Annotated in this window: 26 protein-coding genes; 13 read left to right on the top strand and 13 right to left on the bottom strand. The window is 33.3% G+C overall.

All coding sequences use genetic code 11. From position 1 onward, the window contains the following. The first annotated feature begins 185 nt into the window (after positions 1–185). Both pta and DEFDS_RS09155 read left to right on the top strand, forming a co-directional pair. Positions 186–1,160: a phosphate acetyltransferase gene (gene pta / locus DEFDS_RS09150; RefSeq protein WP_013008515.1), complete on the top strand. Its 975-nt coding sequence runs from the start codon at positions 186–188 to the stop codon at positions 1,158–1,160. Positions 1,161–1,174: 14 nt separating this feature from the next. Then, on the top strand, positions 1,175–2,422 hold the full coding sequence (locus tag DEFDS_RS09155; protein WP_013008516.1) for an acetate kinase: 1,248 nt from the start codon (positions 1,175–1,177) through the stop codon (positions 2,420–2,422). 29 nt (positions 2,423–2,451) lie between these two features. Here DEFDS_RS09155 and DEFDS_RS09160 read toward each other — a convergent pair whose 3' ends face one another. Together DEFDS_RS09160 and DEFDS_RS09165 are read right to left on the bottom strand one after the other, a co-directional pair. Then, the gene (locus DEFDS_RS09160) at positions 2,452–2,949 is read right to left on the bottom strand and encodes a hypothetical protein (protein WP_013008517.1); all 498 of its coding nucleotides are present in this window, start codon (positions 2,947–2,949) and stop codon (positions 2,452–2,454) included. A gap of 57 nt (positions 2,950–3,006) precedes the next feature. Then, the gene (locus DEFDS_RS09165; protein ID WP_013008518.1) at positions 3,007–4,602 is read right to left on the bottom strand and encodes a multiheme c-type cytochrome; all 1,596 of its coding nucleotides are present in this window, start codon (positions 4,600–4,602) and stop codon (positions 3,007–3,009) included. Positions 4,603–4,787: 185 nt separating this feature from the next. On the opposite strand from DEFDS_RS09165, the gene DEFDS_RS09170 reads away from it, so the two are divergent. The 7 genes from DEFDS_RS09170 (at position 4,788) to DEFDS_RS09200 (ending at position 11,726) form a co-directional block, all read left to right on the top strand. Further along, positions 4,788–5,141: a cytochrome c3 family protein gene (locus tag DEFDS_RS09170; protein ID WP_013008519.1), complete on the top strand. Its 354-nt coding sequence runs from the start codon at positions 4,788–4,790 to the stop codon at positions 5,139–5,141. 9 nt (positions 5,142–5,150) lie between these two features. Continuing rightward, a complete protein-coding gene (locus tag DEFDS_RS09175; protein ID WP_013008520.1) occupies positions 5,151–7,538 on the top strand; it encodes a molybdopterin oxidoreductase family protein in 2,388 nt (795 codons plus the stop codon). A gap of 44 nt (positions 7,539–7,582) precedes the next feature. After that, positions 7,583–7,900: a chaperone NapD gene (locus tag DEFDS_RS09180; protein ID WP_013008521.1), complete on the top strand. Its 318-nt coding sequence runs from the start codon at positions 7,583–7,585 to the stop codon at positions 7,898–7,900. After that, on the top strand, positions 7,893–8,654 hold the full coding sequence (locus tag DEFDS_RS09185) for a 4Fe-4S dicluster domain-containing protein (protein ID WP_013008522.1): 762 nt from the start codon (positions 7,893–7,895) through the stop codon (positions 8,652–8,654). The genes DEFDS_RS09180 and DEFDS_RS09185 overlap by 8 nt, the downstream gene beginning before the upstream one ends. Beyond that, entirely contained in the window at positions 8,651–9,460 is an 810-nt protein-coding gene (locus tag DEFDS_RS09190) for a 4Fe-4S binding protein (RefSeq protein ID WP_013008523.1), read from the top strand. Before DEFDS_RS09185 ends, DEFDS_RS09190 begins: the two co-directional genes overlap by 4 nt. A gap of 38 nt (positions 9,461–9,498) precedes the next feature. Further along, entirely contained in the window at positions 9,499–10,200 is a 702-nt protein-coding gene (locus DEFDS_RS09195) for a response regulator transcription factor (RefSeq protein WP_013008524.1), read from the top strand. A 98-nt stretch (positions 10,201–10,298) separates the two neighbouring features. Next, a complete protein-coding gene (locus DEFDS_RS09200; protein ID WP_050742520.1) occupies positions 10,299–11,726 on the top strand; it encodes an ATP-binding protein in 1,428 nt (475 codons plus the stop codon). Between the two features lie 176 nt (positions 11,727–11,902). Here DEFDS_RS09200 and DEFDS_RS09205 read toward each other — a convergent pair whose 3' ends face one another. Further along, positions 11,903–12,175 (bottom strand): metal-sensing transcriptional repressor, encoded by a 273-nt coding sequence (locus DEFDS_RS09205; RefSeq protein WP_013008526.1) that lies wholly within the window; start codon positions 12,173–12,175, stop codon positions 11,903–11,905. Positions 12,176–12,216: 41 nt separating this feature from the next. Then, positions 12,217–12,432, bottom strand: coding sequence for a heavy-metal-associated domain-containing protein (locus DEFDS_RS12850; protein ID WP_013008527.1), 216 nt, complete (start codon positions 12,430–12,432; stop codon positions 12,217–12,219). A gap of 83 nt (positions 12,433–12,515) precedes the next feature. Here DEFDS_RS12850 and DEFDS_RS09215 point away from each other — a divergent pair, with 83 nt between their 5' ends. Next, the gene (locus DEFDS_RS09215; protein ID WP_041223713.1) at positions 12,516–13,025 is read left to right on the top strand and encodes a hypothetical protein; all 510 of its coding nucleotides are present in this window, start codon (positions 12,516–12,518) and stop codon (positions 13,023–13,025) included. Positions 13,026–13,051: 26 nt separating this feature from the next. Here the strand turns inward: DEFDS_RS09215 and DEFDS_RS09220 are convergent, their stop codons facing one another. From DEFDS_RS09220 to DEFDS_RS09260, 9 genes are all read right to left on the bottom strand, one after another. Further along, on the bottom strand, positions 13,052–14,023 hold the full coding sequence (locus tag DEFDS_RS09220) for an NAD(P)H-dependent flavin oxidoreductase (protein WP_013008529.1): 972 nt from the start codon (positions 14,021–14,023) through the stop codon (positions 13,052–13,054). Positions 14,024–14,032: 9 nt separating this feature from the next. After that, positions 14,033–14,332: a hypothetical protein gene (locus DEFDS_RS09225; protein ID WP_013008530.1), complete on the bottom strand. Its 300-nt coding sequence runs from the start codon at positions 14,330–14,332 to the stop codon at positions 14,033–14,035. 75 nt (positions 14,333–14,407) lie between these two features. After that, positions 14,408–15,328, bottom strand: a complete 921-nt coding sequence (locus DEFDS_RS09230; protein WP_013008531.1) for an electron transfer flavoprotein subunit alpha/FixB family protein — start codon at positions 15,326–15,328, stop codon at positions 14,408–14,410. A 12-nt stretch (positions 15,329–15,340) separates the two neighbouring features. Continuing rightward, a complete protein-coding gene (locus DEFDS_RS09235; protein ID WP_013008532.1) occupies positions 15,341–16,111 on the bottom strand; it encodes an electron transfer flavoprotein subunit beta/FixA family protein in 771 nt (256 codons plus the stop codon). A gap of 214 nt (positions 16,112–16,325) precedes the next feature. Continuing rightward, positions 16,326–18,314, bottom strand: coding sequence for a heterodisulfide reductase-related iron-sulfur binding cluster (locus tag DEFDS_RS09240; RefSeq protein WP_013008533.1), 1,989 nt, complete (start codon positions 18,312–18,314; stop codon positions 16,326–16,328). A 10-nt stretch (positions 18,315–18,324) separates the two neighbouring features. Beyond that, positions 18,325–19,464, bottom strand: a complete 1,140-nt coding sequence (locus DEFDS_RS09245) for an acyl-CoA dehydrogenase (protein ID WP_013008534.1) — start codon at positions 19,462–19,464, stop codon at positions 18,325–18,327. A gap of 15 nt (positions 19,465–19,479) precedes the next feature. Next, positions 19,480–20,265: an enoyl-CoA hydratase/isomerase family protein gene (locus tag DEFDS_RS09250; protein WP_041223714.1), complete on the bottom strand. Its 786-nt coding sequence runs from the start codon at positions 20,263–20,265 to the stop codon at positions 19,480–19,482. 10 nt (positions 20,266–20,275) lie between these two features. Further along, positions 20,276–21,121 (bottom strand): 3-hydroxybutyryl-CoA dehydrogenase, encoded by an 846-nt coding sequence (locus DEFDS_RS09255; RefSeq protein ID WP_013008536.1) that lies wholly within the window; start codon positions 21,119–21,121, stop codon positions 20,276–20,278. Between the two features lies 1 nt (position 21,122). Next, positions 21,123–22,298, bottom strand: a complete 1,176-nt coding sequence (locus DEFDS_RS09260) for a thiolase family protein (protein WP_013008537.1) — start codon at positions 22,296–22,298, stop codon at positions 21,123–21,125. A 229-nt stretch (positions 22,299–22,527) separates the two neighbouring features. Here DEFDS_RS09260 and DEFDS_RS09265 point away from each other — a divergent pair, with 229 nt between their 5' ends. The 3 genes from DEFDS_RS09265 to DEFDS_RS09275 are packed head-to-tail and all read left to right on the top strand — an operon-like array spanning position 22,528 to position 23,869. After that, positions 22,528–22,944 carry a MerR family transcriptional regulator gene (locus DEFDS_RS09265; RefSeq protein ID WP_013008538.1) on the top strand — a complete coding sequence of 139 codons (417 nt, stop codon included), beginning with the start codon at positions 22,528–22,530 and terminating at the stop codon, positions 22,942–22,944. Next, positions 22,931–23,482 carry a chalcone isomerase family protein gene (locus DEFDS_RS12715; protein ID WP_013008539.1) on the top strand — a complete coding sequence of 184 codons (552 nt, stop codon included), beginning with the start codon at positions 22,931–22,933 and terminating at the stop codon, positions 23,480–23,482. Before DEFDS_RS09265 ends, DEFDS_RS12715 begins: the two co-directional genes overlap by 14 nt. Further along, the gene (locus DEFDS_RS09275; RefSeq protein ID WP_013008540.1) at positions 23,483–23,869 is read left to right on the top strand and encodes an acyl-CoA thioesterase; all 387 of its coding nucleotides are present in this window, start codon (positions 23,483–23,485) and stop codon (positions 23,867–23,869) included. Positions 23,870–23,893: the final 24 nt, after the last annotated feature.

A 23,893-nucleotide genomic window follows, 5' to 3' on the forward strand; every position in this document is an offset into this window, starting at 1 on the left:
CAAAAAACTATATATTAAAAAATAAAATTCACACCCATAATGATTGTTCATTTATTTTAAAACAATATATTTCAATATAAGCAATATAACTTATTTTAAATTAACTAAATTTTTTACATTAAAACTTGACACTTTTATAATATCAAATTAAAATAAAATATAATTTTATTTCAAAGGAGGCAGTTATGAGCTTAATGCAAAATTATTGGGAAAAAGCTAAAGAACTTCAAAAAACTATTGTACTACCAGAAGGAAACGATGAAAGGACTATCGAAGCTGCAAACACACTGCTTGAAAACAAATTGGCCAAAGTAATCGTTTTAGGCAACGAAAATGAGTTAAAAGATAAATTAAAACCTGGCATTGAAATTATCAACCCAGAAACATCAAGCTATCTACAAGAATTTGCTCAAACTTATTACGAAAAAAGGAAAAACAAAGGGATAACAAAAGAAGAAGCTTTAGAAACCATGAAAGATGTAAACTATTTTGGATGTATGCTTGTTGAAAAAGGGTATGCTGATGGGGCTGTGACAGGTGCCTGCCATACAACTGCTGATGTTTTAAGGGCTGCCATCAGAGTAATAGGGACAAAACCTGGTATGAATACTGTTTCAAGCTGCTTTATTATGGTTACTCCAAAAAAAGAGTTTGGTAAAGATGGAGCGATCCTTTTTGCAGATTGTGCAGTGAATCCTAACCCTGATGCTAGAGTACTTGCAGAAATAGCTGTAGCTACTGCTGATAGTTGCAAAGCTTTTCTTGGAGAAGAGCCAAGGATAGCAATGCTTAGTTTTTCCACAAAAGGGAGTGCAAGCCACCCTGATGTAGATAAAGTGGTAAAAGCTACAGAAATAGTTAAAGAGCTTGCTCCAGATTTAAAAGTTGATGGTGAGCTTCAAGTTGATGCTGCATTGGTAAAAGCGGTAGGTGAGAGAAAAGCACCAGGTAGTTCTGTAGCTGGAAGTGCAAATGTTTTAATCTTTCCTGATTTGGATGCAGGAAATATTGCATACAAGTTAGTTGAAAGAATTGCATCAGCAGAGGCAATCGGTCCAATTATCCAAGGTTTAAAGAAACCAGTTAACGATTTATCAAGAGGATGTAAATATATGGATATAGTAAATGTAGCTGTAATAACATCACTACAGGCAAATTAAATAGGGGGCAAAATATGAAAATTTTAGCTTTAAATTGTGGTAGCTCATCAGTAAAATATCAGCTTTTTGACTGGGATAATAATAAACTTCTTGCGAAAGGAGTTGTAGAAAGAGTTGGTATCGGTGATTCTTTTATTGTTCATGAAGTCCCAGGAAGAGATACTCTTAGAGAAGAATATGAGTGTCATGACCACAACACTGCTATTAATCTAGTAGTTCATACTCTCACAAGCGAAGAAAAAGGTGTTGTATCTGATATAAAAGAAATATCGGCTGTTGGGCACAGAGTTGTTCATGGTGGTGAAAAATTTAAAAGGAGTACTCTAATTGACGATGAGGTTATAAAAGCGATAGAAGAAGTCCAACACCTTGCTCCATTACACAATCCACCAAATCTTGCTGGGATAAGGGCTGCTCAAAAAGTATTACCTGATGTGCCACATGTGGCAATTTTCGATACAGCCTTTCATCAAACTATGCCAAGACATGCGTACTTATACGCTGTACCTTATGAATGGTATGAAAAATATGGTGTTAGAAGATACGGATTTCATGGCACCAGCCATTTGTATGTATCTAAAAGAGCAGCAGTTCTTTTAGGTAAAGACCCTAGAGAGTGCAACATCATAACCATGCACATAGGAAACGGTGTATCTCACACAGCTATTAAAAACGGTGTGTCCGTAGATACATCAATGGGTCTAACTCCGTTAGAAGGTGCTGTAATGGGTACCAGATGTGGAGATTTGGATCCAGCAATCCCTCTTTTTATGCAACAAATCTTAGAAATAGGGCCAAAAGAGATGGATACAACCCTCAATAAAAAGTCCGGAATTTTAGGACTTACAGGTAAATACACTGACAGAAGGGATGTATTAGAAGGTGCTGAGCAAGGTGATGAGCGCTGTAAAATAGCATTAGAAGTTGAAGCTTACAGATTGAAAAAGTACATAGGTGCCTATATGGCAGTATTGGGCAGAGTTGATGCGATAGTATTTACTGCCGGTGTTGGAGAAAACGCTGGAATTATCAGGCAAATGGCTCTTGAAGGATTGGAAGAGCTTGGAATAAAAATTGATAAAGAAAAAAATTTAAAGACTAGAAGTAAAGATGGTGAAACAGAAATTTCAACTCCAGATTCTAAAGTAAAAGTATTTGTTATCCCTACAAATGAAGAACGAGTTTTCATAGAAGATGTTGTTGCTATTTTAAACGGAACTTATAAGGAACACACAGAGTATCCATACACTTTCTTAAAGTAATAAAGGGGGTGCTCCCCCTTTTTTTTAATTTATTCTACAAATTCAATCTTATGGTCTTTTTTTAGTTGCTGTATAAGTTCGTCGTATGTTTTTTTCCTTTTGATACTTAATAATTTTGCAAAAGCTTCATTTTTATTTGTTATACCATTTGATTTCATAAAGCTTTCAAGTTCTTTTTCTTCCACTTTTATTTTTCCATTTACCTTATCATCAATAAGATGCAACAAATATAAAGTATCAATATCCAAATTTGGATGAGAATGCTTTAATTTATTTATATCTTTTTCCTTGTAAATAGACCTTGCATAATTTAATAGCAGTTCTCTTTCTATATAAAATTCAGCTAATTTTCTTCTTCCATCTTTACTTTTTAAATAATTATCATATTTTTTACCAGCTACCTTGTTTACATAATCCTTCAAATCAGCATCAGTGATTTCTTTACCATCAAAAACAGCAACAACATTTGCAAATACCACTGTTGACACAATAATAAACATAAAAATTAAAAACACCTTTTTTTTCATACTGATACCATCCTTAAAATTCTTTTAAAAAAAGGGGAGCAATGCTCCCCTTTTTTATTATTTTATATCATTCATTGCTGGAGAAGGCAACCCTATATGAATCGCCTGATAAAGAGGAGAGTTTTTATCTTTTAGATTTAACTCTTTCGCTTTTCTCTTTTTATATTCTTGAAATACTTTGTGTTTACCAAATGTTTTACCTAGATACTTATCTTTATTTTTGTATCTTTCTAACCATCTTTCCCACTCAGCTTTTGTTATAAACCCTTTCTTGTAAGCTTGTTCTACATTAGCCTTAACTTTTTCCCAGTAATTTGGAATAATTTTGTAAAGTGCAGGAACAGAATACTGCTCTTCTGTGTAAAAACCGTATAATCCACCAGGGATATCATAAATCTTATATGTGAAGAATTTAGTTGGACTATTGCTTTCATAAATTTTCTTAGCTTCCTCTACACCGTGCTCAGCACCCCAAGCTATCATCTCTTGTAAATTGTGCTGTAATTCCCAGATTCCATGCCATTGAACATAGTCAGCAGCCTGCATTGCAGCACCCATTCTAAATCTTCTACCTTCATGATGCCATGAGTTATACATTAATTCAGAAGCTTTTGTATACCAACTTGCATTAATAACTGTATTAGAAAATTTCTTCTCTTTACCATCTACAGTTTTTGCTTTAAGTGGTTTTATGAGACCTTTCTTTTCATACAGCTTTGCCCAGTAAACAAACTGTCTTCTTAATTCATTGTATTGAAGATTTACTAAATCATAAACGAGGAAATAGTCTTCCACAAAGTTTGGCGCATGGCAAGCTTTACATGTTGTTTTCATCCTATTTTGTTTCTCTTGCCAAGTCCCAAGTTTTTCTTCTTGCCATATAGTTCTATAACTCCATGGAGCTTGAGATTCCCACGATAATCTTTCACTTACATTATGAGTACTGTTTAATCCATTGATAGCATCCATATGACATGTTGTACAAACAGGGAAATCTAACGGAGTATCACCAGTTTTCTTAGTATTATAATCAAGGTTTAACTTCCCTTGAGCCATTCTTGTTGTAAAAATATTACCATGTTTTGACTCAATATAAATCTCAATTTGTGGATGGTCGGGTCCTAAATGGCATTCACCACAGGTATATGGGTTATGTGCCTGAGCTAAATCAAACGTATGTTTTGAGTGACATACATCACACTCACCTACACTACCATCTGGCCACATAGCAGAAACATTATGACACTGCTCACAACCCTGTTTTGTACCAATGATAGGTTCAAATACAGCTCTGTCTGCTGGTGCATAAAGCCAGAATGGATAAGCATGCTTACTCAAAGTGTTTTGTTCAACCTCTTCCTCGTGACATTTTGCACAATCTTTTGGAGTAGGATGAGTACCTACAAACTGACCATAATGATTAATTGCGTCAAAATCACCCTGCTCAGCTTCATGACAATCAAGACAGCCAACACCATTTTTAGCATGAGCACTTTCTGCCCACTGATCGTGAACTTTTGTGGCGACATTCATATCCTGGTGACAAGAGATACATTTTGCACTGTCAGCATCAACCTGAATACCTTTGATTTCAAGAGCGAATGCACTTGAAGCTAATAAAAACATCGATAAAACAACTAATAACTTACGCATAGACACCTCCTAACAAATTGTATTAGAAGGATACACCACCAAATTTAAATATATAGTAAAAGTTCTCATTTTCATGTAAATTTTGTAAATATTATTCTTTACAAATTTTAAACCCACTTAACTAATATTAAAAACTTTTTACTTCCTTCATGTCAAAATATAACTAGAAAATTGTGGAGGTGCTCATGAAAACAAAAATTTTTATTTTAACAATTTTTTTAGCAATCTTTCTAATAGCATTAAACGGTCTTGCTGATCAACACCCGGAAGACATGGGTAATTCTACTTGTATTAGCTGTCACAAAGATGTTACTCCAGATGTTGTTAAACAGTGGGAAGAAAGTGCACACGGTTTAATTGATGTGGAATGTGGTGTTTGCCATGGAGATGCAAATAATTTCAAAGCTAAACCTACCGACGAAACTTGTCTAGGCTGTCACTCGACTCAGGTTGAAAATAACATGGCTAAAGATAGAGCATGTTCAAGCTGTCATATTGCTCACAACTTTACCATTCATAAAGTTCATCAGTATAAATAGGAGGTCATTATGTCATTAAGTAGAAGAGATTTTATTAAACTTTCCATAGCATCAGCAACTGCTGCATCAATAGGCTTGTCCTTGCCAAAGCAAGCTGAATCAAAAGAAATCGTAGATAAATGGGTAAAAGGTACTTGTAGATTTTGTGGTACTGGATGTGGAGTTTATGTTGGTGTAAAAGATGGGAAGGTGGTTGCTATCAAAGGGAATCCTGACGCAAAAACTAACTTTGGTTTCCTATGTATAAAAGGTTTTCTTGCATACAAATGTATGTATCATCCAGACAGATTAAAATATCCAATGATTCGACAAAAAAATGGAAGATTTAAAAAAGTATCTTGGGACGAAGCTTTAGATTATGTGGTCAAAAAATTTAAATATTACCACAAAAAATATGGTAAAGACTCTGTTGCATATTACGGTTCAGGACAATGTACAACAGAGGAAAGCTACACATTTAACAAGCTGTGGAAGGGCGGTTTTAGAAGCAATATGGTAGAAGGTAACCCAAGACTGTGTATGGCTAGTGCAGTAGGTGGTTATATTACTACTTTTGGCTCAGATGAACCGGTTGGTAGTTATGCTGATATAGAAAGTGCAAAATGCATATTTTTAGTTGGTTCTAACACCAGTGAATGCCACCCAATTATTTTTAGACGTATAATGAGACACAAAATGAGAAATCCTGAAGTCAAAGTAATAGTATGTGAGCCAAGAAAAACAAATACTGCAAAAATAGCAGATTTATGGCTACCAGTTGACCCAGGTACTGACCTTGCTATATTCCACTCAATGGCAAGAGAGATTATTAAAAACAACTGGCATGATAAGAAATTTATTGATGAACATACAAGAATCACTGATGGTAAAAATGTTTATACTTTTGACAAGTATGTAGAATTTTTAGAGCAATTTACACCAGAAACTGTTGAAAAACTTTCAAGATGTCCTGCAGAAAATATCAGAAAAGCTGCAAAATGGTTTGCCACAAGTGGTGCATCCATGACACTTTGGACCATGGGTTTAAATCAAAGAACACGAGGTGTATGGGCAAATAACCTGATTCACAACTTACACCTTATTACTGGAAATATCTGTAAGCCTGGAGCTGATTCATTCTCATTGACAGGGCAACCAAATGCCTGTGGTGGTGTTAGAGAAACTGGTTCACTTGCTCATTTATTACCAGGCACTAAACCTGTAAAAAATAAAAAATGGCGTACACATGTAGAAAAGGTATGGGGGCTTAAACCAGGAACAATTGATCCAAAACCTGGTTTTCACACAATTAAAATGTTTGGAGCTTTAGGTGGTGAAAAAGATCCAAATAAACCAATAAAAGCTATGTTGACATCAACTACAAATCCAGCGCAGTCATTACCAAATTTAAATAAATATATAAAAGGGATGAAAGATGCATTTTTAGTAGTACTTGATATTTTTCCAACAAAAACCACACAGCTTGCTGATGTAGTTTTACCTGCTGCATTTCTTTATGAAAAAGGAGGAGTTTTCGGATGTAGTGAAAGAAGAAGTCAGCTTACCGAAAAAGCAGTAAACCCACCTGGTGAAGCAAAGGCAGATATATGGATTGCAGCTCAAATCGCTAAAAGAATGGGGTTTGAAAAGCTAATACCATGGAATATGGACGATTCTATGAAAGCCAATGAAATGGCTTGGACCGATTATATTACCGTTACTAAAGATACAGACCACAGCCTATGGGGCGCGACATACGATAGATTGAAAAAAGAAAAAGCTGGTATCCAGTGGCCTTGCCCATATCCAGGGCATCCTGGGACATACAAACGTTATGTTCGTGGTATGGATCCAATGTTTGAACACGAAGAATTTAAAAAATTCTTTGGGAAAAAAATACCAAAAGATGCAAAAATCTATTTCTATATGGATAAAAAAGGTGAAGGGAAAGCGAACATCTGGCTTAGACCTTACAAAGGGCCTGCAGAAGTACCTGATGCAGAATACCCATTTTATCTAACCACTGGTAGAGTAATTGCTCACTGGCATACCGGTACAATGACAATGAGAATACCTGAAATAGCAAGAAGTTACCCTTATGCATATGTGGAAATACACCCAGATGATGCTAAAAAATATAATATTTTTGAAGGGGATTTAGTTGAAATCGTTAGTAGAAGAGGTAAAGCGATATTACCTGCAAGAATTACTAAAAATTCCCTTCCTGGAATCCTATTCGTACCATGGTTTGACCAAGAAATCAGTAGAATGATAAACTTCGTATGTAATGACGCAGTGGATCCAGGCTCTAAAGAACCTGAATTCAAAATTGCAGCTGTAAAAATAAGAAAACATACTGGTGCTACAAAACTTACTGAAAAAGTAATCATTTCTGATATAAACTCTAACTATTATTAATAATAGGGCTCTTACAGAGCCCTATTTTTCTTTAAGGGGGTAATATGTTATATTGCGGTTGCATAATTTTTATTAAAGATGGAAACTTTGAAGCTGTAAAAGAGTCAATATATAAATATAAAGAGATATCACTTTTTACAAAAAGTGATGATAATAAAATGATTGTTGCAACAATTGAAGCAGAATCGGATAAAGAAATTGAAAGGATAATAAACGAACTCAAACAAAATGAGTATATTATAGATATTTCCCCACACTATTTACACTTTGAAGAAGAAGTAGAAAGATTGATTAAAACAGGAGAAAAGCCTGACTTAACAGGTTTTTCAAAAAGTGAGAGAAGAAAAATAACCAATGGATAAAAAAAAGCTACAAAAATTTTTTAATACTAATCCATTTAAAGGGTTTTTTAAGAAAAACAGGCTTAGACCACCTGGTGCTGTTGAAGAACCAAAATTTATGGAATTATGTATAAGATGTGCAAGGTGTATAGAAGTATGCCCTTATGATTCCATAAAAAGAGCTGATATTTTTGAAAGACTACAAATAGGTACACCATATATTTTTGCAGAAGAAAAAGGGTGTTATCTCTGTATGAAATGTCCATCAGTATGTCCAACAGGAGCACTTGATAACAACCTTAAAGAGCCTGAAAAGGTCGAGATGGGTATAGCAGTAATAAACCAAGAAACTTGCCTAAATTTTAAATATTATCTTGATGAAGAAAAAGGGGTAACAGAAGAAGGTTTACTTTGTAGCTTTTGCTATGATTCATGTCCATTAAGAGATAGAGCTATCGTTATGGAACATTTTATACTACCCGTTATTACAGATGAATGTGTTGGTTGCGGTGTTTGCACTGAAAAATGCCCCACTACACCCAAGTCTGTAAATATAATCCCAAAAGGGATGGAACAAAAAGAATTAGCTGGTTTTTATTATCGAAAATTAAGGATAAATGCTCAAAAAAAATCATCAAAAATCAAAGAGGAATACGAAAACAAAACTGAATCAGAAGTTAAGAAAAAAGAGAACATCTCATCTTTTGGGGTAAAACCAGAATTTAAAAATAACTTTGAGCCGATGGATACTATAGACGAATGGGAAGAACAATGAAAAAATCAAAATTACGCTTATATCGTAGATTTTCCCAAATTTTAACATTTTTAATAATGATTATAATACCTTTGCTAAATATATATGGGATAAACTTTATAAAAGGTACCTTCTACTCTCTTGATGTTGGTGATATTGCTGTTGCAGATCCAATAGCTATTTTTCAAGCGTTTTTTGTATCAAAGAAGTTTGTTCTTTCGATGGTTATCTCAGTGATAATCCCCATAATGTTAGTCTTAATTCTTGGTAGAGTATGGTGTAGCTGGATGTGCCCATATCACTTTCTAACTGAACTAATAAATAACTTTCGAAAAATTTTTTTTAAAAATAGTAAATGGAAAGTTAGACATAAAAAAATATCAAAAGTAAATCTTTTTAGATTTGGATTTCTTATTATTGGAATTTTTTTGACAGGGATTGCTGGTATCCCATTATTAAATCTTATTTCAGCACCAGGAATTATCTCTTCTCAAACATTAGTTTTAATAAAATTTCATTACTTTACTTTTGAAATCATTTTTATATTAATTCTTTTAATATTAGAATTTATATTGGGAAATTTTTTTTGGTGTCGATATTTCTGTCCAACTGGAACATTTTTGTCAATTTTTAGAACCAAAAAAGGGTTAAAAGTTGAAAAAATAAGGGAAAATTGCTCAAATTGTTTAAGTTGTATTAAAAATTGCCCAATGGGGATAAACCCTATGACAGATGGAGAAAACTATCTTTGTCACAACTGTGGGGATTGTATTTCAGTTTGCCCTGATAATAAAGCCGAAGATACATTGAAATTTACATTTAAATAAATATTGATTTAGTTTTATTAATCTTATAAAATTACATTATGCAGTATAAAGTTTTGATTATTGATGATGACTATGAGATTTTAGAAATATTAAAACTCTTCTTAGAAATTGAAAACTTTGATGTGGTAACAACTCAAAGTGGATTAAATGCTCTTAATTTGATTAAAAATAATCAATACGACCTAATTTTACTTGATTTAGGACTTCCAGATATAAACGGTGAACACATCTGTAAAAAGATAAGAGAAATGAGTGAAACACCTATAATAATTATTACAGCCAAAGAATCGGTATCAAACAAAGTGTTGTGCTTTGAGTATGGGTGCGATGATTACATTATTAAACCTTTTGAAAAAATGGAACTATTAGCAAGAATAAAAGCAATATTAAGGCGAAGTAATAAAATAAAATCTTCAAACGATAATAACATAATTATAACCCCACCTTTTGAAATAAACCTTGAAGAAGGCTACTGCAAAAAAGATGGTGAAAAGATAGATTTAACTGCCAAAGAGTTGGAAATACTATCATATTTGGTTAAAAATGCAGGAAAAAATTTAAAACGGGATCAGATTATTAAACATGTGTGGGGTGATGATTCACTCTATAAATGGTCAAGGTCTCTCGATGTTCATATTCAGCATATTAGACAAAAGATTGAGTTAAATCCTAAAAAACCAAAATTTATTAAAACAATCCCAGGCATTGGTTATAAATTTGATATAAACTCTTCACAATGAAGCTCACACTTAAGATTATAATAATACTCAATATAACCACGCTAATTATATTAATCCCTTTTTTCATGATACTTTGGCACAATCAGAAAATTTTGATAATGAGACAAGCCCATATTCAAGCCAAAACATTATTTGATATGATTGTTATTACAAGACAATGGGTTGCAGAAAATAGGGATGAAATAAAACCTGTACCTGCTGTTGCTACAAAGCAACTCTCAAAATATGCAAGCAAATTTGCGGATTTTAGATTTCATATAACAAGTGATAATTTAGTAAATCCTGCAAACAAACCTGATGCTTTTGAAAAATATGCATTAGAAAAATTTAAAAATGGTGTAAAAGAGGTTTATCGAATAGAAAAATCTCCAAATAATCAATTAGTTTACAGATATATGGCACCTCTTTACATAAATAAATCTTGTTTAAAGTGCCACCATTATCAGGGTTACAAAGTTGGTGACTTAAGAGGTGGAATTTCTGTTTATGTCCCCATAGACAATATGATTACAACATTAAGGCAAAACCAAAAATCAACTCTCTTTTTGGTGATAACTGCTTACTTTTTATTAAATTTTGTTTTGATAATATTACTAAGAAAAACAGTATTAAAGCCAATTAAAATTTTAGAAATAGGAACTAAGGCTATCGAAAATAAAGATTTTTCACATAAAATTATGATAGATACCAAAGATGAATTTTCACAGTTAGCAAAAGCATTCAACATAATGATCGAAAAAATATCTGAACATGAAGACGATTTAAAAACAAAAATCAAACATGCAGTTAGTCAGTATGCAGTTGCATTAGAACAATTAAAAGAATCTAATGAAAACTTAAAAAGATTAGCAAACTTTAAATCTGATATAATAGATTCTTTGGCACATGAAGTAAGAACTCCCCTTACAAAAATCATATCTTGTATTGAGATAATAACTACAAATAAGGATAATGGTAAAAATATAGATAAATATCTCGAAATCATCATAAGAAACTCAAAAATATTAAAAGATTTGTTTGACAAGATCCTTCTCCTCAATAAACTTGAATATTCAAAATACGAATTAAATAATCAAGAAATAGATATTGAAAGTCTTATCAAATATGTTTTATCAAAGTTCAAGTTAGAAATTGAAACAAAAAACCTCAAAGTACATCTAAATATTAAAGAAAAAAAATACTTGTGTGACCCAACACTTCTTGAAATCTTAATTTCCAACCTAATTTCTAACGCTATAAAATATAATAAAGATAATGGAGAAATCTTTATCGATATTTTTACTAATGATAATAAATTAATAATCAAGATAAAAGATACAGGTATCGGAATTGATAACACTGAAATAAGTGAAGTTTTCAAAAGATTTTATCGTTCAAAAAGCATAAGAAAGTTGTATTCAGGGACTGGTTTAGGACTCAGTCTTGTCAAAAGAATACTTGATAACCTAAAAGGCGGAATCCAAATTCAGTCTGAAAAAGATAAATTTACAGAAGTCACTGTATATCTTCCTAAAAAGAATAAATAACTAAGTTGTAATAAAGAGGCTGCTACACAAGAGTCTAATTTTTTGAAATCAATTTAATTTTGAGATTGCTTGGCTAACGCTCGCAATAACCAAATTCCTAGTCTTTGCGAGGAGCAAATGCGACGAAGCAATCTGGGGAGTTAAAGCATATATCTTTGTGCAACACCCTTAATAAATTATATCACTTTGCTAAGATACTCTATGATTTCTCCAAGCTCTTTTAATTTTGTATCAATATCTTCTGTATCTTTAGAATTTATAGCATTTTTAACACAGCTTCCAAGATGAGCATTTAATATTTTTACATTTGCCTTTTTTAATAGCGAAATTGAAGCAAGTATCTGTTTTGAAATATCTATGCAGTATTTTCCATCTTCCACCATTTTTATAACTGCTTCTACCTGTCCTTTTGCAGTTTTCAAATATTGTAGAGCCTCTTCTCTTCCCACAATACCTCCTTTTAATAAGCGGAGACAACTCTCCGCTTTAATTATAAATCTTTAATCTCTTTTACTTCATATCCAGCTTCGTCAATTGCATTAACCAAATCATCATTATTAATATTTTCACCGCTCACTACCGCTTTCCCAATTTCAACATTTTCCACAGTAATACCATTCAATGATTCAAGCTCCTTTTTTACATGCATTACACAGTGATTACAAGACATTTCTATAAGTATTCTTATTTGAATGCCAATTGGCATAAATATTAACAGTAATATTTAAATTTTTTATGAATAAATCAGTAAAATGTGCTATAATGTATTATATCTTATGGAGGTTAACTATGAAGATTAAATTATTATTAATTTTATTTATAACATTATTCGCAATAAATATCTTTGCAGGCTCACTAACTTATTCTCCTGATGATAAATCTTACTCAATTTCTTTTCCCATAAGCTGGCTCATTTTTGAGCAGGACAATGGTAATACTATGTTAGCTTTAGCACCAGAAAAAAAAGGTGACCCTTTTAGAGAAACAGTATTGGTCACTAAAGAATATGTTGGTAATAATACAAACATTGAGTTTTATCTCTTTAATGCTCTAAAAAATATTAAAAATAAATATCCAAGCTTTGTAAAAGAGGGTGAGAAAAATATAATAATAGACAATATATATGCAAAGGAGATAAAATACTCCGTAGAAGAAAACGGTGTGAGAGTAAACGCAAAATTGATAATTGTTTTTACAAGGGGTAACGCTTTAAAATTTTTCTTCTTATCTGACCAAAAAGATAGTAAAAATTTTAAAAATATCTTTGACGAAATTCAAAAAAGCATAAAATTAAGATAATAAAAAAGGGGGAAATCCCCCTTTATTTATGAAAAAATATTTTTCAATCTTTGATTTATTATCTCTTCAGCTTCTTTAACTATATTATCAATCAATTCTTTAACAGTAGGAACATCATTTATCAAACCAACAATCTGTCCACATGCAAAAAGAGCACTTTCACAATCTCCAGTCTTAATAGCTTCTAACCCTCTTAATCCACTCAATAATGGCGCAAGTTCTTGTAATGTAGCTCCATTATTTTCCATCTCCAAAACTTTTTCAGCGTGCTTATTCCTTAGCACTCTAACTGTATTTTTCAAGCTACGCTCAACAAGCATTGTATCAGTTTCCTTTGCCTCAATTAATCTCTTCTTGATATTTTCATGAACAGGTGCTTCTTTTGTTGCTACAAACCGAGTCCCCATATTTACACCTTCAGCTCCAAGAGCAAGTGCCGCAACAAGTCCACGACCATCACCGAAACCACCAGATGCAATCACAGGTATATCAAGCTCATCTACTGCTCTTGGGATCAAAATTAAACTTGTTACATCATCTTCTCCAGGGTGCCCTGCACATTCAAACCCATCAATACTCACAAAATCACAACCTATTTTCTGAGCTTTTAAAGCATGTCTTACCGAAGTACATTTATGAATAACCGTTATACCATTACTTTTAAGCTTATCCATATAAGGTTCAGGATTTCTTCCTGCTGTTTCAATAATTTTAATCCCTTTATCGATAATGACATCAATATAAGCATCATAATTTACAGGTCTTAATGTTGGCAAAAATGTTAAATTTACACCAAAAGGTTTATCAGTTAAACTTTTTGCTTTATCAATTTCAGCAGCTAACTTTTCTGGTGTATCAAATGATAAAGCAGTAATTATACCAAGTCCACCTGCATTTGACACTGCACTTGCAAGCTCTGCAGTAGAAATCCACATCATACCGCCTTGAATAATTGGATATTCAATACCTAATTTTTCAGTAACTTTTGTGTTAAGCATCCTTCCTCCTTATTTTCCACAAGCCTTTAAGAAATTTTGTAATATTTCAGGATTATTTGTCTTTAGCTCACCACTGAAAATCTCTTTCATTCCAGGCTTATAATTTTCATACCAGATTTTTTTAAAAAGATTTGAACTTATCTTACAAACACAATCAGCATTATCAACTGTTTTCCCATCATGCACTTCAAGCTTATCTAAATCAGCAACTACTGTTTTTTTTATGGATTCATCTACAATAAAATATATTGTAGTTTTCTCACTCATACCTTTATAATTTTGGATTGCTTCATTAAGTATATTTTCCATTAATAACTCCCCCATATTTTAAATTTAAAAAAGGGGGCTTTAGCCCCTTTAGTTTGTTTAAATCTTTACAATATTTTATTTCATAGATTTGATTTTTTCTGTTAAAGCTGGAACAAATTGCATAACATCAGCTACAACCAATACATCAGCTACTTCACCGATTGGAGCATCTTTATCAGTATTAATTGCTAATACAAACTCAGATTTTTTCATACCAGCCAAATGCTGGATAGCACCAGAAATACCGCAAGCAACATAAAGCTTAGGAGCAACTGTCTGACCAGTTGTACCAACCTGTCTAGAATGATCTACCCAACCAGCATCTACTACTGGACGGCTTGCACCAAGCTCCCCACCAAGAGCTTTAGCAAGCTCTTCAATCACAGGGATATTATCTGGTTTTCCTACGCCTCTACCTGCACTTACAATAATCTCAGCCTTTGTTAAATCTACACTTTTAGCTTCAGCTTCTTCATACCCAACAAACCCCAAAGCTGAATCAGCAGTATCTAATGTTAATTCTTCAACCTCTGGTTCACCATTTGGCTCAGCAGGTTGAAAAGCACCAGCCTGTATAGTCAAAACACCTTTTCCAGTTGCTGGCTTTACAAATCTTCTCAACTTAGCATTACAAGCTGGAACTACAAAAGTTCCATCAACAACATCTACTATTTCAGATACCTGACCAATTTTTAAACTAGCAGCAACCCTTGGAGCTAAATCCCAACCATATGATGAATGAACAAAAACAACATAATCAGGATTTTCTTTTTCAACAACTTGCAATATTAAATTTTTATGAACATCTGGGTTGTATTCCCCATACTTATTCGCATCAGCCAAATACAATTTACCAGCCACTTTAGGTAAGTTATCATTATAACCTGCTGCAAACCATACCTTTTCTGCTCCAAGCTTATCTGCAAAAGTAGCCAACTCATAAGTTGACTCTAAAAGTTCTTTTTCTCTATATTCAGCAACAAGTAATACTTTCATCTCAGCCCTCCTTTATAAAACTGAAGTTTTCTCTTTTAAAATCTGAACAGTTTTTTCAACTAAGTCTGCAATATCCCCTTCTAAAATAAGTGCACCACCCTTCTTCTCAGGATAATCCACTTTCACAGTTTCCACCAATGCCTCATCTTTCAAAAATTCACTTACATCATGTGTAAGAAGCTCTTTCTTCTTAGCTTTCATAATATTTGGTAGAGTTGGGTATCTTGGTTCATTTAAACCTAATTGACATGTAAAGAGTGCTGGGAGTTTTACTTTTACAATTGCTTTCTTACCACCCTCAAGTTCCCTTTTAGCTGTTACAACACCATCAGCATACTCAAAACCAACAATAGTTGTAACAGCAGGAATACCTAATAATTCAGCCAAAATTACGCCAAACTGTCCACTACCTCTATCTTGAGATTGCATCCCAGTAAAAATAATATCAAAACCTTTATCTTTAGCAAATTCGTATACTATATTTGCTTTTTGATATGGGTCTTTTTTATAATCTTCATCATCTTTGATGTGAACACCTCTATCACAACCCATTGCCAATGCTTTTTTGATTGCCTCTTTTACCCTTTCTGGACCAATAGACAAAACTGTGATATCAGCATCTTTTACCTGCTCTTTTAGTCTTACTGCCTGTTCAACAGCATATTCATCATATTCATTCATACGATAAGCTAAATCTGTCTGATCATACCATTTACCTTCACTATCAACTTTAAACTTTGATTCCATATCAGGAACCTGCTTAATACATACAAGAATTTTCATCCTTACCTCCTTCTATTTACTCTTATTTCCATAATAACTACCTCTCATAATTACAGAATAAAAACATTTTTCGGGTTCAGGTTTCCAAAAAATCGCCAAGGACGACGATTTTTAAGAAACCTGCCTCGCAGTGGCACTGGACGTGCCACGAGAATAAGAAAAATGTTTTTGTTCTGTTTCTATCATAATTCTAAACATCACCCACTTTTAATTATTAGCTTTCTAATCTTTCTACTAATAATTCTGCCAAATCCCTTGGTTTAAGTTTTTCATCAAGTTCAGCCATTTTTACGCCATCTTCAAACATTGTAAGACAGAATGGACAGTTTGAAACAAGCATATTTGCACCAGTTTCTTCCGCCATTTTAACCCTTTTTACACTAATCTTTTCACCTATGCTCTCTTCAGCGATTATTCTACCACCACCAGCACCACAACAGAAACTTTCTAACCTGTTTTTACTCATCTCTTTTATATTTCCACCAGCTGCTTTTAAAACCTCTCTTGGCTCTTCAAAGATATCCATGTATCTTCCGATATAGCAAGAATCGTGGTATGTACATTCGAATGAAACTGGTTTAATTTTAAGTTTACCATCGTTGATTAATCTTCTTAAAAATGTTGTATAATGCTCAACTTCAATATCAAATCCTAAGTCTTTGTAATCTCTACCCAATGTATTGAAGCAGTGAGGGCATGTAGTAACTATTTTCTTCACATTATAACTTTTAATAGTTTCAATATTCTCCATGGCAACCATTTGATACAGATACTCATTACCCATCTTTCTTACTGGTTCGCCACAACATTTCTCTTCTTTTCCTAAAATACCAACTTTTATGCCCGCAGCATTACAAAGCTTTATAAAACTTTTTGCAACCTGCTGATTCCTTTTATCAAATGATGCATAACAACCAACAAAATATAAGATATCCACATCAGAATCTTCGCTCATTACTTTAACATCTAAACCTTCAGCCCAATCCCCTCTAGAAGCAAAACCAAGCCCCATTGGGTTACCATTTACTTCCACATTGTTCATAGCCATCATTACTTCTTCACCAGGAAATTCACCCTCCATCAAAACAAGGTTTCTTCTCATCTCAATAATCTTATTGACATGCTCATTATTGGCTGGACAAATCTCCTGACAAGCACGACAAGTTGTACATGACCAGATAACATCTGTGGAAATCTTTTCTATTACGTTTGTTTCAGCACCATTAACAGCCGCTTCGCCAATATCCAAAATTAATTTCATAGGGCTCAAAGGTTTACCAGTGTTGTATGCTGGACATCTATCCTGACATCTTTTACATTTAGTGCAGGCATCAGAATCAAAAATATCCTTCCATGTAAACTCATTTACCTTTGAAACACCAAAACTTTCTGCCTCTTCATTTTCTAAATCGATAGTATCAATACTCCCTTTTTGTCTAAAATCATTAAAAAAGTAGTTAGCACTAGTAGTAAATATATGTCTAAATTTTATATATGGGATAGATGCTATAAAACCGAAAGCTAAAAACATATGAATCCACCAAAGCCCTATATGTAAGGAAAGGAGTGAGGATTCATTCATCCCGCTAAACATTTTAGCAACCATCAATCCGATTGGAGACCATACAGCTAATGATGGATTTACTTTCAATTCTGTAGCAGCCATTCTAACCCCTTCTATCAGAAAACCTGTAATTAGAATGGCAAAAAGTAATCCATGCATAATATAATCATCTTTTGAAGTTTCCAAACCTTCTGGTTTTACGAAAAATCTTCTTACAAAGAGTCCTATCATCATTAAAATAGCTATTAACCCAGCAATATCTAAAGTGAGTGAAAATAACTTGTAAAAAGCACCCTTTAAAAATTTAATACCTAAAAGCGGGTGCAATATATCTGCTTGTAAAAATACCAATGTTGTACCAATGGTAAGGAGTAAAAATCCCCAGAAAAATAGAGCATGTGCTATACCAGGGCCAGGAACTCTTAAAACTTTAATCTGCCCAATCACGTTTTTAAGCATAAATTGGAATCTTTCAGCTTTATTATCAAACCTGTTTAAAGGTCTCCCAATTTTGTATAATTCTAATCTTTTCTTAAAACCGTAAACAAGTATCCCTATTGCAATAATAGCAAATAAGTACATAGGGATTAAAACGCCATGCCCAACATTCCAATATATTTCTCTCGTTGCTTCAAACATTTATCACCCCTTATTTTAAGAGCATTTTAGAAATTACGATTCTTTGAACCTCATTTGTTCCTTCATAAATCTCAGTAATTTTTGCATCCCTAAACATTCTTTCCACTTCGTATTCGCAGATATAACCATAGCCACCATGTATTTGAACAGCTTCTTTAGTCACAAATGTAGCTGTTTCAGATGCATACATTTTTGCCATTGCAGACTCTATCGCATTAGTTTTCTTCATATCCTTCAGCCATGCTGCTTTATAAGTAATCAGTTTGCTTGCCTCAATTCTTGTTGCCATATCAGCAAGCTTAAATTGAATAGCCTGAAAAGCAGCCAAAGGCTTGCCAAACTGTTTTCTCTCCTGAACATAACTCAAACATTTTTCAAATGCACCCTCAGCTATACCTAAGGCCTGAGCAGCAATACCTATTCTACCACCATTTAATGTTTCCATAGCAATCTTAAATCCATCACCTTCATTTCCTAAAAGATTCTCTTTTGGTATTTTCACATTATCAAGTGCAAATGCTGTAGTATAACTACCTCTAATTCCTAACTTTTCCTCATTTTTAAGAATCTCAACACCTTCACTTTCCAAATCTAAAATAAATGCAGACAATCCTTTATGTTTTAGATTTTTATCTTTTGTAGCAAAAAGGACGCTTATTCCTCTAAATGCACCGTTAGTAATAAATATTTTACTTCCATTTACTACATAATGGTCACCTTCATCTCTGTATGTGGTAGATATATTAGCAACATCACTACCTGCTTCTGGCTCTGTTAGCATAATACAACCAATTCTTTCTCCGGTTGCCAAAGGTGGTAAATATTTTTTCTTCTGTTCTTCATTTCCAAACTGTAAAATTGGGTCTGCAGCAAGTGATGTATGTGCAGAAATCATTACACCTGTAGATGCACAAGCTTTTGAAACCTCTTCCACAGTCATAATATAAGAGAAATAATCTAATCCAGCTCCACCGTATTCTTCAGGTATATAAGTTCCTAAAAATCCCATTTCCCCTATCTTTTTTACTAAATCTGCTGGAATCTCATGATTTTTATCAATATCAGCAGCAATTGGAGCTATTTCATTTTTTACAAAATCTCTTAATGTGTCCTGCAATACTTTGTGGTCTTGTGTTAATTCAAAATTCATAATATTCCTCCCAATTTATTTTCCTTTAAATTCTGCTTTTCTTTTCTCAACAAAAGCCTTCATCCCTTCTTTTTGGTCTTCAGTGCTAAAAAGGATACCAAACAAAGAAGCTTCCAAATCTAACGCTTCTGAAAGTGGCAAATTAACTCCTGTCAAGATAGCTTTTTTTGCATATGCAACACCTATTGGGCCATTTGAAGCGATTTTATTAGCAGTTTCCATAACACTATTTATCAACATCTCTTTATCTTCAAACACTTCCACTACAGCACCAATCTCTTTAGCTTTTTGTGCATCAATCATTTTACCTGTAAAAATAAGCTCGTTTGCTATTTTTTCTCCACAAACTCTAACCAAATTCTGAGTGCCACCAAAGCCAGGCATAATTCCTAAAGTAACTTCAGGAAATCCAAATTTTGCATTTTTTGATGCATATATGATATCACACGCCAAAGCCAACTCAAAACCACCACCTAATGCATAACCATTAACTGCAGCAATAACAGGTTTTGACATATTTCTTACAAATCTTATTAAAGCATGCCCTTTTTTAGCAAAAGATTCAGCTTCGATAGCATTCATATTTGCCATCTCTTTGATATCAGCACCAGCAACAAATGCCTTTTCACAATCACCAGTAACAACAACCACCTTTACATCACTGTTATTTTCTAATTCATAAAAAGCACATTCTAACTCTTTTAAAACCTCGCTGTTTAAAGCGTTTAAAACCTTTGGCCTGCTAACTGTCAAAAGTGCCACACTATCTTTTATTTCTACTTTTAAATTGTTATATTCCATAACATCCTCCCTACTTTGTATAATCGTAAAATCCTCTCCCAGTTTTCCTCCCAAGCCTACCTGATCTAACCATATTCACAAGCAATGGGCATGGCCTGTATTTATCATACTTAAATTCATTGTATAAAACTTCCATTATTGCCAAAACAGTATCAAGCCCTATAAAATCTGCCAGCTCAAATGGCCCCATTGGCTGATTTGTACCTAGCTTCATAGCCTTGTCTATATCCTCAATGGATGCAACACCCTCAAAATGAGCAAAAATAGCTTCATTTATCATTGGGATTAAAATACGATTCACTATAAACCCGGCATAATCTGAAGCTACAGCGACCTCTTTCCCAAGCGACTTTGCCAACTCCACAGTTTTATTAAAAGTATCATCATCTGTTGCAAGCCCTTTTATTATTTCAACCAATTTCATAACAGGAACAGGGTTCATAAAATGCATACCGATAACCTTTTCAGGTCTTTTAGTAACTGCTGCAATTTTAGTTATTGAAATCGATGATGTATTTGTAGCCAAAATAGTATTTTGGTCTGTAATTTCATCAAGCTTTCTAAATAAATCAAGCTTTATATCTTCATTTTCAGTTGCTGCCTCTATTACAAACTCAGCATCTTTAATATCTTCAAGTGATTCAATTGTTTTAATATTTGATAAAAATTCAGCAATTCTACTCTCTTCAAAAACACCTTTTTTTGCCTGTCTCATCATATTTTTTTCAATATTTACAAGAGCCTTTTTCAACTGTTCATTACTCACATCGTAAAGATAAACCTCATTACCATGCTGAGATAATACATGGGCAATACCCGAGCCCATCTGTCCTGCACCAATAACCCCAACTTTCATCTTACACCCTCTCAAAAATTGCGCTTACTGCCTCACCACCACCTATACAAAGTGTAGCAAGGCCATATTTAGCATTTCTTCTTTGCATCTCCTTTAAAAGGGTTACAGCCAATCTCCCACCACTTGCGCCAACTGGATGGCCAATAGAAACAGCGCCACCATTTACATTAACTTTATCAAGTGGTAAATTTAATTTTTTAACAGCAAACAGTACCACAGCAGCAAAGGCTTCATTAATTTCAAAAAGGTCTATATCGTCCAATTTTAGCCCTGCCTTTTCACATACTTTTTCGATAGCACCTACTGGTGCTAAAGAAAACTCGTCTGGATGAATACTATTTGTAGCATATGCAACAAGTCTTCCAATTGGCTTTAAATTATATTTTTTTACAGCATCTTCACTAGCAAGGAGCAGACACGCTGCACCATCATTTATTGTAGAAGCATTGCCTGCAGTTATTGTACCATCTTTAACAAAAACAGGCCTTAACTGTCTAAGCTTCTCAAAATTTACTCTAAAAGGTTCTTCATCCTTATCTACAACTATGTCCCCTTTTTTAGTTTTTTTAACTACAGGAACAACCTCTTCATCAAAAATACCAGATTCAACAGCTTTTTGAGATAATTTATATGACCTTTCTGCATAGTCATCCTGCTCTTCTCTAGTTACACCTACCTTTTTAATCGTTTCTTCAGTAAGCTCACCCATATGTCTTTTTGTATAAGGGTCTAATAAAGCATCATAAATCATCAGATCTACAACTTCATTATTCCCCATCCTATACCCATATCTTGCTTGTAACAAAGCGTAAGGAGCCATAGACATATTTTCCATGCCACCAACAATTGCTAAATCTGAATCACCAAGCATTATTGATTGAGCCCCAAGCATCAAAGCTTTTAAACCGCTACCGCACACTTTATTGATAGTCATAGCATGCACTTTATCAAGCAAACCAGCATATCTCATAGCCTGTCTTGCAGGTGCCTGTCCAAAACCACCCGTAAGAACCTGGCCTAATATTACCTCATCAATGTCATCAGGCTTAACTTCAGTTTTCTCTAAAAGTTTTTTAATAACATCAGCAGCCAAAACTGCAGGATGGACATCAGATAAACTCCCTCCAAAAGATCCAAAAGGTGTTCTCAATCCCTCAACAACAAACACGTCTCTCATATCACACCTCAAAATAGAATTTTATTATCTTATAAATGTATTTTACGTAAATGTCAAGCTGTCTATAACATTATATTAAATATTTTGAACTAAAATTCACGATTAAACAATAAATCTGTTTTATTTATATAAAAACAAGGCTTTAATATCTTCAAAAATCAATTTTCTTGACAAAATGCTGTTTTAGTATTATTGAATAAATAACTAATTAACGTAAAGGTGAAGTAAGATGAAAATAAATGGTGAAACTCATTATCAAATAGGTGAAGTTGCTGAAATGTTGGGTACAACAACCAGAACAATTAGATATTATGAGGAAATAGGTTTACTCACTCCACCAAAACGATTGGACGGTGGAATAAGAATCTACACAAAAGATGATATAATCAAACTAAAGTTTATCTTAAAATTAAAAGAGCTGGGTATAACACTAAAAGAGATGCAAGAATTGGCTAGTATATATAGAGTCCATCAAACACCTGAGAAAATTGTACCAAGGCTAATAGAGATTTTGGACTCCCATATTGAGAAAATAGATGATAAGATAGCAAAGCTGGCATCACTTAGAAAAGATATCGTAGAGTACAAAGCAAAAGTTTTAGATGCAATGAAAAAAGAAAATGGAGGAAACGATGAAAAAGCTTAGTATCATATTACTATTACTTGTTTTAATAGCCCCTGTTGGTTATTCAAAAGTTGTAAAAGGGGTAAATATCCCAGACACATATCAATATTTTGGGAAAAATTTAGTTTTAAACGGAACTGGTTTTAGAAAAAAATTTTTCATCAAGGTTTACATCGGTGCTCTTTATCTAGAGCAAAAAACTGATGATGCTAACGCCGTAATCTCTGCACCAACAAAAGTTGTTAAAATGCACTTTTTATACAAAAAGGTTAAAGCTTCACAAATGAAGGATGCTTTCAAAGAAAGTTTTGAAAAAATAGATGAAAATTTATTAAAAGAAAGTGCTGTGCAAGAATTTCTAAATGCTGTTAGTTTCGATGTTGTTAAAGGTGACGAAGTAGATTTAATTATTGATAACGATATGGTTACAGTTCTAAAGAATGGTGATAAAATAGGGGATTTTAAATCTAAATCATTAGCAGACGCTTTAATAAAGATTTATGTGGGTGATGAACCTGCTGATAGTGGGTTAAAGGAAGGTTTATTGGGGAAAGAGTAGATGAAAGTAACAGTTGAAGTAGAAGTTAGATATGGAGACCTTGACACATATGGTCATGTAAATAATGTAATGTTTTTTAGATATTTTGAAGTAGCAAGGACAAAAGCTTTTAAAAAAGATTTCTTAGAATTAATGAAAGATGGTGTATTCATACTGGTTGTTAAAGCTGAATGTGAATATAAAAAACCTATAAATTTCATTGATAAGGTTTATGTTACAATGGAAGTTATAGATATCGGCAATACAAGTTTTACAATTTCATATACCTTACATGACAACAATGGTACAATCTTTGCTATAGGAAAAACTGTTATGGTAACATATGATAACAAAACAAACAAACCGATAAAAATTCCTGAAAAGTTTCTTAAAATTATAAAAGGTTAAGAGGTTAACCCTCTTAACCTACCT

It is taken from the genome of Deferribacter desulfuricans SSM1 (genome assembly GCF_000010985.1).
GTDB classification, from domain to species: domain Bacteria; phylum Chrysiogenota; class Deferribacteres; order Deferribacterales; family Deferribacteraceae; genus Deferribacter; species Deferribacter desulfuricans.

What these genes read in the sequence shown, in the direction of transcription:
- pta (WP_013008515.1), top strand. Translation starts at nt 186, where the DNA reads ATGAGCTTAATGCAAAATTATTGGGAAAAAGCTAAAGAACTTCAAAAA.
- DEFDS_RS09155 (WP_013008516.1), top strand. Translation starts at nt 1,175, where the DNA reads ATGAAAATTTTAGCTTTAAATTGTGGTAGCTCATCAGTAAAATATCAG.
- DEFDS_RS09160 (WP_013008517.1), bottom strand. Translation starts at nt 2,949, where the DNA reads ATGAAAAAAAAGGTGTTTTTAATTTTTATGTTTATTATTGTGTCAACA.
- DEFDS_RS09165 (WP_013008518.1), bottom strand. Translation starts at nt 4,602, where the DNA reads ATGCGTAAGTTATTAGTTGTTTTATCGATGTTTTTATTAGCTTCAAGT.
- DEFDS_RS09170 (WP_013008519.1), top strand. Translation starts at nt 4,788, where the DNA reads ATGAAAACAAAAATTTTTATTTTAACAATTTTTTTAGCAATCTTTCTA.
- DEFDS_RS09175 (WP_013008520.1), top strand. Translation starts at nt 5,151, where the DNA reads ATGTCATTAAGTAGAAGAGATTTTATTAAACTTTCCATAGCATCAGCA.
- DEFDS_RS09180 (WP_013008521.1), top strand. Translation starts at nt 7,583, where the DNA reads ATGTTATATTGCGGTTGCATAATTTTTATTAAAGATGGAAACTTTGAA.
- DEFDS_RS09185 (WP_013008522.1), top strand. Translation starts at nt 7,893, where the DNA reads ATGGATAAAAAAAAGCTACAAAAATTTTTTAATACTAATCCATTTAAA.
- DEFDS_RS09190 (WP_013008523.1), top strand. Translation starts at nt 8,651, where the DNA reads ATGAAAAAATCAAAATTACGCTTATATCGTAGATTTTCCCAAATTTTA.
- DEFDS_RS09195 (WP_013008524.1), top strand. Translation starts at nt 9,499, where the DNA reads ATGCAGTATAAAGTTTTGATTATTGATGATGACTATGAGATTTTAGAA.
- DEFDS_RS09200 (WP_050742520.1), top strand. Translation starts at nt 10,299, where the DNA reads ATGAGACAAGCCCATATTCAAGCCAAAACATTATTTGATATGATTGTT.
- DEFDS_RS12850 (WP_013008527.1), bottom strand. Translation starts at nt 12,432, where the DNA reads ATGCCAATTGGCATTCAAATAAGAATACTTATAGAAATGTCTTGTAAT.
- DEFDS_RS09215 (WP_041223713.1), top strand. Translation starts at nt 12,516, where the DNA reads ATGAAGATTAAATTATTATTAATTTTATTTATAACATTATTCGCAATA.
- DEFDS_RS09220 (WP_013008529.1), bottom strand. Translation starts at nt 14,023, where the DNA reads ATGCTTAACACAAAAGTTACTGAAAAATTAGGTATTGAATATCCAATT.
- DEFDS_RS09225 (WP_013008530.1), bottom strand. Translation starts at nt 14,332, where the DNA reads ATGGAAAATATACTTAATGAAGCAATCCAAAATTATAAAGGTATGAGT.
- DEFDS_RS09230 (WP_013008531.1), bottom strand. Translation starts at nt 15,328, where the DNA reads ATGAAAGTATTACTTGTTGCTGAATATAGAGAAAAAGAACTTTTAGAG.
- DEFDS_RS09235 (WP_013008532.1), bottom strand. Translation starts at nt 16,111, where the DNA reads ATGAAAATTCTTGTATGTATTAAGCAGGTTCCTGATATGGAATCAAAG.
- DEFDS_RS09240 (WP_013008533.1), bottom strand. Translation starts at nt 18,314, where the DNA reads ATGTTTGAAGCAACGAGAGAAATATATTGGAATGTTGGGCATGGCGTT.
- DEFDS_RS09245 (WP_013008534.1), bottom strand. Translation starts at nt 19,464, where the DNA reads ATGAATTTTGAATTAACACAAGACCACAAAGTATTGCAGGACACATTA.
- DEFDS_RS09250 (WP_041223714.1), bottom strand. Translation starts at nt 20,265, where the DNA reads ATGGAATATAACAATTTAAAAGTAGAAATAAAAGATAGTGTGGCACTT.
- DEFDS_RS09255 (WP_013008536.1), bottom strand. Translation starts at nt 21,121, where the DNA reads ATGAAAGTTGGGGTTATTGGTGCAGGACAGATGGGCTCGGGTATTGCC.
- DEFDS_RS09260 (WP_013008537.1), bottom strand. Translation starts at nt 22,298, where the DNA reads ATGAGAGACGTGTTTGTTGTTGAGGGATTGAGAACACCTTTTGGATCT.
- DEFDS_RS09265 (WP_013008538.1), top strand. Translation starts at nt 22,528, where the DNA reads ATGAAAATAAATGGTGAAACTCATTATCAAATAGGTGAAGTTGCTGAA.
- DEFDS_RS12715 (WP_013008539.1), top strand. Translation starts at nt 22,931, where the DNA reads ATGAAAAAGCTTAGTATCATATTACTATTACTTGTTTTAATAGCCCCT.
- DEFDS_RS09275 (WP_013008540.1), top strand. Translation starts at nt 23,483, where the DNA reads ATGAAAGTAACAGTTGAAGTAGAAGTTAGATATGGAGACCTTGACACA.